Raw genomic sequence first — 9,720 nt, forward strand, 5'->3', positions numbered from 1 at the left:
TCAGTAGCTAGCGGGCTAGGGGATCTTCCATGGGAAGGTCTACTGGTGGCGGGCCTCCCTTTGGGGCCCTCGCTCTTGCCCGTACGGGGCGAGGAGCAGGTATCGGTGGTGGTGAAGCGACATCGTCGAATTCATCGTTTGCGTTTGGCGATGGCATTGAGGGCTCGACGGCACCTAACAACTTGCGTAGAGCCCGGTAGCGAGGGCTGAAAATCAAGTCGTCAAAAAGTTGCAACTTGTCCGGGTTGTTGCTGCGAAGTGCGGTGATAGCGGGACCCAAAAAAGCCATGTCGGTCGCGGCGGTGCGCTCGAAGGCGGTGGTATCGATGATCTCTCTCCCTCCGATCTCGTTGCGTTGAGAGAGGGCAAAAGCCAGCGCCGCAAAGGCAGTGTTGCCGGCGGAGGCTGCATGCCACGCATCAAGCGTTTCTTTGGTTAACTTCGCCTTGTTCTTGACGTAGCTATAGTCCCAGTAGGTATCGCAAAACTCTTCCCACTGAGGATCGTCTCGCGCCATCGGTGGGATCACGATGCTGCCAAAAGAGGTGAGCTTGCGTGTGTTGCGTACGTTCCCTTCCAGCACGCTCTGCACAGCTGGCGTAGCCAAGGCAACGAGACTAATACCTAGGCGCTCAATGATTTCACTGAATAGGTTCAGTACGAGCTCCGCGCCTTTCGTCTGGGCGCTTCGAAGGTTCTGGACTTCGTCAATGACGACGAACCCAAGTGATACCGTGGTCGCCACTTTGTTCATCAGTTCGACCATAGGCGCAATGTTTCTAAGCGACCTGGCTTTTCGAGAGTAGTCCGTTTCAAGCAAGCGATCTATCTCGTTGAAGAACTGGATACACAGCGATTTAAGGGTGGCATCATGGGGCACGCGCAGAAAGACGTATACCACCTGATGGCATTTCAACTCTTGGCCGCGATAGCTGGAATGGCGAATGACTTGCTTGTATCGAAGTAGAGATGCAGCGGCGAAAGTAGTCTTTCCTTGCCCGCTGACGGCCATCATGAAAAATCCTTTTGCTGAAGACTTCCAATTTGACGGCATCGGCAACCCATCAGTACCTGCAGTGGCTATGGCGTGCCGACGCTGCCTATCGATAGCAGTTAGAGGATGCCGCGCTACATACGCATCCCTGGCGATGGTCGCCAAAGAGAGTCCTGCCTTTTGATACTCTGGAAATGGAAAGATGACATCATTGATAGCCGCCAACTCCATTGAGCGCACGACCTCATTTGCACGTCTTAGTTTCGAAGTCGGCCTTGGGGGATAGTGTGAGAGCTGGGTCAGAAAGTCGCTCTTGCGTTGCTCAAGGGGCGGCAATGCCTCAATGAATGGGTTGCCTTCAAAACGGGTAACTCCAGTCGAGCGATAGACAGCAGGAAACACTTCGACGTTGTTCACTTTTTCCTCCTTTGCTTTTTTATTTCGTCGAGCATGCGAGCTCGCTCTTCCTTTTCCACCTCTACCCACTTCATCCTTGATTTCGGTTCGGGAACCTCGCTATCAAGCTCGACTGGTCGGGTGGCGTGGAGTCGGCTCTTGAGTTCGGCTGTCTCGCGGTACCTCGCATCCTGCTGATCCGACTTCGACACCCGAGTAGGAGGAGCGGTTCCGCGGCGAGGTGGGTTTTTTCTGGTACTTTTTGCTGCGACTCGCACGCGCCGCCCCTTCAATTCGGCTCGCGCCCACAGGCGTGCGGTGCTATCGGAAAAAGCTTCTTCTTCATCCAACGAGATCCCTTCGATGTCTTTGGCGTCACCACCGGTCATCAAAAATTTCGCCCAAGCACCGTGCTTTCTGGAAATCAGGACTTCAGTTGGAACTGTCTTGTCGAGTCTTACATCTACCGCGGTTGTTTTTCTCGGCGAGCGCCTGACTAGTTCGATCGCCACTTCGTTCGCAGGGAGGTATGCACGCCTCTTGTAGCGAAGCACGCCATCCGAAATACTTGCTTTGTCAGAGCTGAGCAACATCCGTTGGTAGTCTTCATCGCTGAAGGGGGCGGAGCGTAGGCCGGTGATATGACTCAAGCCCCATAGGTAGGCATTTCTCGGCGTTGGCTCGATGGCGTTAAGTGCCAGTGTCCTTCGACGTCTTAGAGCCGGGTGAGGTCGGTTGTTGTGATCACAGATGATCTCCACGAGCGCTCGATACGCGTCGGCAAGTGTGTGTACTGCCGCCCCCTCCGCTTTGCGAGCTGCTCGCTTTGAGACTGGGTCCAAGGGACGGTCTGCATAGACCCCCTTCAAGCCTGAGGCCGCCATCCGTTGCTTGATGGTCCGGATAAGTCTCTCAACGATAGCTTTGCCATCTGGACACAGCGGAGGCAAAGGAGTGAGGTCAATTCGTAGGTCGTTGACCACGCTCTGCTCCATGGATTTGCTCATGAAGTCCGATCCGCGATCCGGGCAGATTACCGCAGGTACTCTGCCCACAGGCCATCGCTCATCTGACACGTCAATGCCCAGCCGGGCAAAGCGTGCTTCGCGAGAGGTAAAGGCGACCAGCAGGGTGTTTCGAACCTCTTCATATGAGGGTGCACGCAATGAGATGTACGCAGAGACGACGAACCTACTCCAACGATCAACCAGTAGATAAATCGTCGGCTTCCCTACGATCTTTGGCTCCTTGTCTGCTGATACCAAAAACAGCCGTCCGCCAGTCGAGTCGATTTCGTAGAGCTCACCGGGGCCGGCGGAGTGAAGGGAGTTCAAGTTGCCCGGGCTGCGGCGATGGCATCGTTCGTTTCTTGCCAAGTCTTCCGTGAGCTCTAGTTCAACGTTGAGGTAGTAGGTGAATTGCCGATAGGTGACCGGCTCGAGCGCGCGCCCGTCAATGTACTGTTGGTACAGCTCTGGATGGCGAGCTCTAAATTCCGTGGCCAGATACTCCTCGTGAGCGGCCGTCTTGTTGGTCGGGCCCCTTCGCAACAAGCGCTTGTAGCAATTGACCATGCCTTCGATGTCAGTCTGGGACACCACATAGTGGTTCGGGCCGAGTTCGTCGCTGAGCACACTTTGGCGCCCCCTTCGCTTCGGGGCCGTTCCCTCAGCTGGTGCCGTCGCAGGCGCCGAAGGATAGCTGTTCTCGCCAGGTTGAGGCCCTGGGGCAAAGGGCTGCAACGCATATCTCGAGTTGCCAAAGTAGTAGTACCTGAGGACGAGACGCAGCAGAGTCCGCTGCGCCACACTTGTGCGTGTCGCGTGATCGCGTATGAGTGCTGTGAAGTGCTGGCGTGAGAGGTTTGCTTTTCTCTCAAAAGACTTGATCAACGGTTCGATCAATGTCCAGCTGGAATTTAATTTCCTCGCATCAAGGCTTTCAGGTTCGGGCGGATTCGACAGCTGTGGAGGCAACACGATCCGCCCCCAGGCTGCACCAGGCGACGAAGCAAGTTCGTCTACATCTGTCCATCCAAGAAACTGTGGTCGCTTGGCATACCTCACATTCTCGGCTTCTCCGACCCACATAGCGTAAATCCCGTCATCAAATACATGTGTGATGCGAAGATGGCGGCTTGAATCACCTTCAATTCTCAAGACTAGTCCGGGTATGGGTGCAGGAGGAGTCGAAATGTGGCGGAACTCAGGCATGAGACAGGTCGCTTTGCAGGATCAATGGCTTGTTAAGCGCAAGGGGGCGACTGAGCGAGACCTCGATCTGGTTAGACCATACGCAGTACCGGAATGTGTCTAAAACTCGAGGCTGCGGGAGCCGAAGAGACTTTGTAAGCCGTGCGACAAAGTCGCTCAGCAACTGATTGCGAATGTATGAACTGCGAAATGCGTCCATAAACATCGCTTCCCCATCAGTCGTTGGCACATAGTGATGGCGGAACCATGCGCGCATGAAGCGAAGCGTCTCCAGAAGTGTGCTAGTGAAGCGCGATGTGTCTACCAGAGTCCACGGTATCCCGCGCTCGCGGCACCATCGCTCCTCAACTGCCAAGCGCACTCGCACTGCAGGGTCTGCTGCGTCCTCCGCGGTTTTGACGCTGGCGGCTCGATAGCTACGACCGTTTGCGACCTGCTCCGTGACAAGGAAGTCAATCGTGAAAGGCTCTGGATATCCCTGGCGAAACGAGTGGTGAACCCCGAGCTCAGAGCAAATTTCTAGAGTTCGGTCGATGTCAAGAATAGGCCACTGCTCGCGGATGTCCAGCACGCCTGCACGTCGCTCGATCAAAAAGTAGTAGGTCGCTTCCAAAGTCGAAAGCCCGTGGTGCGCGCGGCCAGTGAGGATCCCGTGACCGCTAAAAGAAGTTCCTTGCGACGGGACATCACGTGTGGCTAGCCATGGCCGATAGTGTGAGCCTTCTCCTATCCCATTCCCCCTCTTTACGCGGGTCCTAAGATAAGGCGGGTAGAGCAGGGGATCAGGCTTCCAAAACATCCCAGTATTTTCGAACATTTGATGTAAATGTCCATAACTATAGTAAATTTCAGGGTATCCCCGTCTGCGGCAAGCCGGTCCGGCGAGGGCATGCTTGCGTGCGGCTTTTTGCAACGGGAATGACCAGGACCCGGTCTCTGTGCGATATTCACGGGACCTGTCCTAGAACCAGTCATCCCGCAGCACCAGGCGCCCCAGACCATGGAACGCAAAGACCAACTCCTGGCCGACCTGAAGGAATGCGAAGCCGCAAGTCTCGTGGGTGCCCACGACGTGGGGGTCGAGATTGCGTCGCGTGCCTTGCAAGCAGCCAGGGAATGCGGGCTGCAGCCCGAAGCCGTGCTGGCGGCCGCCTGGCTGGCCGAGCACCAGCTGCGCCGGGGCGAGAGCGACAAGGCGGCGGAAAGCGCCCGCGGGGCCCTGGCGGAGGCCGATGCCCTGGAGCTGCACGGGGTCGGTATCAAGCTGCGCAACACCCTGACCCGGGCCTGGTGCCAGCTCGGGCGGGCGGACGAGGCGCTGCCCGAGGCCATGCTGGCGCTGGGGCGGGCACGCAAACTGGGTGTGCCCGGGATGGTGTCGCGCAGCCTCTCCAGCCTGGCGGGTGTGGTGGAGTTGCTGGGCGACCAGCCGCACGCGATCACCCTGCTGCACAAGGCGGATGAAGAGGCCCAGCGCGACAGCGACAAGGTCGCGCAATTCGCTGCGGTGGTCAACCTCGCCGGCGCCCTGTGCCGGTCCGGGCGCAAGCTGGCCCATCTGCCGGGCCCGCTGGCGCCGACCGAGGCGCAGGCGGCGGATCTGCGCGAGGCCCTGGCCGTGGTGCAGCGGGCGAAAACGCTCGCGCAGGGGCATGTGCGCTGGGAAATGGTCTGCGCCGAGATCGAATGCCTGGCCCTGGAGGCCCTGGGGCGGCTTGAAGAGATGCGCGTTGCGGTCGATCGGCACCGGGCCTTCGCCTTGCAGGCCAAGGCCCCCGATGCCCGGGCAGAAAACGAACTGCTCAACGCCGACTGGCTGTTGGCCAGCGGGCGCGCGGTCGAGGCCTGCGAAGCGCTGGACCACCGGGTGGATGCGGCCGCGGCGCAGAGAAACGAGGGATGCCGCCGGTGGTGGTGGCGATCCCGGTACCGGGCCTTCAAGGCCGCGGGCGCCGATGCGCAGGCCCTGGCGGCGCTGGAGGCCATGGTGGTCCAGGTGCGCCGCGACCGTGAGCTCAGCCTGGATGCCCAGGCGCGCGTGCTGCTGGGCGAGGTGAGGATGGAGATCGCCCAGCAGGAACTGGCCCAGTTGCGGCGCGAAGCGCAGGAGCTGCGCGAGCGCGCCGACGTGGCGACGCAGAAATCCCTGCTGGACCCGCTCACCGGGCTGGCCAACCGGCGGGCGCTGGACGCCCGCCTGATGGCCCTGCTTCCGATGGCGCATGGCCAGGCGGAGGTCTTTTCGCTGGCCATCATCGACATCGACCACTTCAAGCAGATCAACGATGGCTGGGGCCACGAGGTGGGGGACGCCGTGCTGCGCGAAATCGCCCAATTGCTGACCGGCGGCGTGCGGGGCGGCGACTTCGTGGCGCGCATCGGCGGCGAGGAGTTTGTCGTGCTGCTGTGGGGGCAGGCCTTGGGTGATGCCTCCCTGGTGTGCGAACGGCTCCGGCAGCAGGTGCAGGCCCATGACTGGTCCCGCTTCGTGCCGGGGCGTGAGGTGACCGTCAGCATGGGGCTGACCTGTGCCCAGCCCCTGGACGATGCGGCCCAACTGCTGCGGCGTGCCGACCAATCGATGTACACGGCCAAGCGCGAAGGGCGCAACCGGTTGCAAGGAGGGTGAGGCGGGCAGTGCCGCGCGGTCCGCGCGTGGCAGGGAGTTTTGCATGGTTTTGTACGCAAGCGCTGCAGGCCCTGCATGGCGTCAGAAAACCGCTGGGACGGAATGCCTTGCGGTCCAACAATCCGGCCGTCATTTCGACAGACACCATCTCTCCCAAGGACGAGACCATGACCGCAGCAACCGACGCCCACGTTCTCTACCTCGTACCCGGCGCGGCGAACGGCAGCCTGTGCGCTTTCACGTGACGCTGGATGGGCAGCCGCCCGGCATCCACCATGGCACGGACATGGACGCCGAGGGCAACGGGATGGCCGATGCGACGCGGCTCCACCAGCCCATCCGCCAGGGCGGGGCCGCCAAGCCCCGCACCTTGGAGATCCACTTCCTGGATGCGGGCGCGCGCAGCTATGCCTTCACCTTTGGCTGAAGGGCCTTGCCCTCCAGCGCTGCTGTCAAAGCAGGTGCTCCAGCCGGATCGGCAGCTCGCGCAGGCGCTTGCCCGTGGCGTGGAAGATGGCGTTGGCAATGGCTGGAGCCACGCCGGTCATGACCACCTCGCCCAGGCCCTTCACGCCCAGGTGGTTGATGCGCGGGTCGGGCTCGTCGATGAAATCGGCCTCGATGCTGCCGATATCGAGGTTCACCGGCAGCACGTACTCGGCCAGGTTGGCGTTGAGGAAGCCGCCGTAGCGCGGGTCCACCTCGCTGACCTCGCGCAGCGCGGCGCCTATGCCCCAGACCACGCCGCCCTGCACCTGGCTGCGCGCGGTGCGCGGGCTGGCCACACGGCCGCAGTCGGCCACGCTCACCACACGCGGCACACGCACGCGGCGAGTGTGCGGCTCGATGCGCACCTCCACGAAGTGCGCGATGTAGCTGAAGGCGGTGAACTCCGGGTAGTGCGGGCCCGCCGCCGAGGGCAGGCCCTGGGCCAGGCGGCCGTAGATCTGCTCGGGCTGGCCCGGCGCGCGGTGGCGGCTTTCCACCTCGATGAAGGGCGTGCGCGCAGCCTTGAGGATCTGCTGCGGCGTGCGGGCTCGCCGTGAGGGGTTGAGTGCCGCCAGCTCCGCCATGGCCTGCTCGGCCGCCTGCAGCGCTGCCGGCAGGGCCGTGGCCGTGCCCCAGGAGCCGGCGGTCAGGTGCTGGGGCACGCCGCGCGTATCGCCCAGCACCACCGTGACCTGCCGCGCAGGCACCTGCAGTACACCGGCCACGGTGTTAGCCACGGCGGTGCGGATGCCCTGGCCCATCTCGTGCCCGCCGATGTCGATGCGCACCCGGCCATCGTCCGACACGCGCAGCCGCGCGATGGCCGGCGCCGTCGCTGCCTTGTAGGCGCCGGCGGCCACGCCCCAGCCGATCAGCGTGCCATCGGCCGCCTGCATGGAGCCGGGTGCCGGGTTGCGGCGCGCCCAGCCAAAGCGCTCGGCGCCGCGTGTGAGGCACTGCGCGAGGTGGCGTGACGAGAAAGGCTTGCCCGAATGCGGATCCACCTGCGTGTCGTTGGCCAGGCGAAGGGCCACGGGGTCCTGGCCCAGGGCGTGGGCCAGCTCGTCCATGGCGCTCTCCAGCGCGAAGCAGGTGAAATGCTCCCACGGCCCGCGCATGAAGCCCGGCGTGTGGGTGTCGGTGCGCACCAGGCTCTCGCGCCCGCGGAAGTGGGTGCAGGCATACATGCTGGCAGAGATCTCGGTGCACGACGAGGGGAACAAATCGTGCTGCGAGGTCTGCTGCTGCACCTCGTGCGTGATGGCCTGCAGCCGGCCCGCGGCGTCGGCACCGAGCTGCAGCCGGTGCGTGCTGGCGGGCCGGAAGCCCGAGGCGTGGAACACCTGCTCGCGCGGCACCACCAGCTTCACCGGGCGGCCCAGCCGGCGCGCCGCCAGCGCCACCAGCACCGTGTGCCCCTGCAGCGAATTCTTCTGGCCGAAGCCGCCGCCGACCGAGGGCGAGACCACGCGCACCTGATCGGGCGGCACGGCCAGCTGCCGCGCCAGGCCGTGGCGCAGTGCGCCGCTGTTCTGGGTGGATTCGTACACCGTGAGCATGTCGCCCTGCCAGTGCGCCACCGTGCCCAGCAGCTCGATGGGGTTGGCATGCTGGGCGGGGCCGCGGTACTGCGCCTCGACGCGCACGGGGGCTGCGGCATAGGCCGCATCCGCATCGCCGCGCAGCTTGTCGGCAAAGGCCGGCTTGGGCAGGGGCGAGTCGGCCTGCGCCAGGGAGCGCAGGCCCGGTGCGCCGAAGTCCACGGTGAACGGTGCTTCGTCGTATGTGGCGCGCACCAGGGCGGCGGCCTCGGTGGCAGCTTGCAGCGTATCGGCCACCACGATGGCGATGGGCTGGCCGTAGTAGGCGATGGCCGCGCCGGCCAGCGGCTGCAAACTCTGCACCCCGTAGCCACCGCCCAGGATGAAGCCGGCAGAGGCCAGGCCCTGCACGTCCTCGTGCGTGAGGATGAGGCGCACGCCGGGCACGGCCTGGGCCGCTCCGCGGTCGATGGAGCGCACCGTGCCGCGGCCGATGCGCGCCACGGCGAGCATGGCGTGGGCCATGCCGGGCAGGTTCTGGTCCGTGCCGTAGCGCGTGGCGCCGCGCACCTTGTCGTAGGCGTCCACGCGCGCGGTGTCGGGGTAGGCCTTGGTCGGTTGGTGTGTCGTGGTGGTCATGCAGTGCCTGCCCGTTCCCTGGCGATGAGGAGTGCGTCTGCCACCGTCTGGCGGCCCAGTTCGATACGAAAGCCGCTGTGCTGCCCGGCCCGGGCTTTTTCGAAGGCGATGGAGCCCGCGCGCATTGCGCTCTCGTGCGTGAGCGGCTGGCCCAGCAGTGCTTCCTCGGCTTGGCGTGCGCGCCAGGGCCGTGTGGCGACGCCGCCCAGGGCGATGCGCGCGGCGCGCACCACACCGCCCTCGATCTGCAGTGCCACGGCCGCAGATGCCAGCGCGAAGGCATAGGACTCGCGGTCGCGGACCTTGTGGTACGTGGAGGCCCGGCCCAGCGGCGAGGCTGGCACGCGGATGCGCGTGACCAGCTCGTCGGCGGCCAGGGCGGTCTCGATGTGCGGCGTGCTGCCCGGCTCGCGGTGCAGTGCTTCGATGGGAATGGAGCGTGTGCCGCGCGGGCTGACGGTGTCCACCATGGCATCGAAGGCCGTGAGCGCGATGGCCCAGTCGCCAGGGTAGACCGCATTGCAGGCGTCGCTGGCGCCCAGCAGGGCCTGGCCGCGGTCGGCGCCGTCGATGGCGGCGCAGCCGCTGCCTGGCTGGCGCTTGTTGCAAGGGTAGGCCTCGCCGCCGCGGAAGTAGGCGCAACGCGTGCGCTGCAGCAGGTTGCCGCCCACGCTGGCCATGTTGCGCAGCTGCTGCGAGGCGGCCTTCCACAGCGATTCGGCGAGCGCCGGGTAGAGCACCATGACGCGTGGATCGGCGGCCACTTTGGCCATGGGCGCGAGTGCACCGAAGCGCAGCTCGCTGCCCGAGGTCTGGATG

Annotated in this window: 8 protein-coding genes; 3 read left to right on the top strand and 5 right to left on the bottom strand. The window is 63.8% G+C overall.

The features are described 5' to 3' along the window. Positions 1-7 precede the first annotated feature (7 nt). From ACK59X_RS07225 to ACK59X_RS07235, 3 genes are read right to left on the bottom strand one after another with little or no spacing between them, the layout of a single operon-like run. A complete protein-coding gene (locus ACK59X_RS07225) occupies positions 8-1,411 on the bottom strand; it encodes an ATP-binding protein (RefSeq protein ID WP_409956209.1) in 1,404 nt (467 codons plus the stop codon). Next, complete coding sequence (locus ACK59X_RS07230) at positions 1,408-3,603, bottom strand: hypothetical protein (protein ID WP_409956210.1); 2,196 nt, start codon at positions 3,601-3,603, stop codon at positions 1,408-1,410. The genes ACK59X_RS07225 and ACK59X_RS07230 overlap by 4 nt, the downstream gene beginning before the upstream one ends. Beyond that, on the bottom strand, positions 3,596-4,216 hold the full coding sequence (locus tag ACK59X_RS07235) for a TnsA endonuclease N-terminal domain-containing protein (protein WP_409956211.1): 621 nt from the start codon (positions 4,214-4,216) through the stop codon (positions 3,596-3,598). Before ACK59X_RS07235 ends, ACK59X_RS07230 begins: the two co-directional genes overlap by 8 nt. Positions 4,217-4,603: 387 nt before the next feature. Here ACK59X_RS07235 and ACK59X_RS07240 point away from each other — a divergent pair, with 387 nt between their 5' ends. From ACK59X_RS07240 to ACK59X_RS07250, 3 genes are all read left to right on the top strand, one after another. Further along, the gene (locus ACK59X_RS07240) at positions 4,604-6,232 is read left to right on the top strand and encodes a diguanylate cyclase (RefSeq protein WP_409956212.1); all 1,629 of its coding nucleotides are present in this window, start codon (positions 4,604-4,606) and stop codon (positions 6,230-6,232) included. Positions 6,233-6,339: 107 nt separating this feature from the next. Beyond that, entirely contained in the window at positions 6,340-6,477 is a 138-nt protein-coding gene (locus ACK59X_RS07245) for a hypothetical protein (protein ID WP_409956213.1), read from the top strand. Then, the gene (locus ACK59X_RS07250; RefSeq protein ID WP_409956214.1) at positions 6,474-6,659 is read left to right on the top strand and encodes a hypothetical protein; all 186 of its coding nucleotides are present in this window, start codon (positions 6,474-6,476) and stop codon (positions 6,657-6,659) included. The genes ACK59X_RS07245 and ACK59X_RS07250 overlap by 4 nt, the downstream gene beginning before the upstream one ends. A gap of 25 nt (positions 6,660-6,684) precedes the next feature. Here ACK59X_RS07250 and ACK59X_RS07255 read toward each other — a convergent pair whose 3' ends face one another. Both ACK59X_RS07255 and ACK59X_RS07260 read right to left on the bottom strand, forming a co-directional pair. Further along, complete coding sequence (locus ACK59X_RS07255) at positions 6,685-8,901, bottom strand: xanthine dehydrogenase family protein molybdopterin-binding subunit (RefSeq protein ID WP_409956215.1); 2,217 nt, start codon at positions 8,899-8,901, stop codon at positions 6,685-6,687. Beyond that, on the bottom strand, positions 8,898-9,720 hold an 823-nt coding region (locus ACK59X_RS07260), incomplete at its 5' end, for an FAD binding domain-containing protein (protein ID WP_409956216.1). The genes ACK59X_RS07260 and ACK59X_RS07255, both read right to left, overlap by 4 nt.

It is taken from the genome of Acidovorax sp., assembly GCF_046339755.1.
GTDB lineage: Bacteria > Pseudomonadota > Gammaproteobacteria > Burkholderiales > Burkholderiaceae_C > Acidovorax.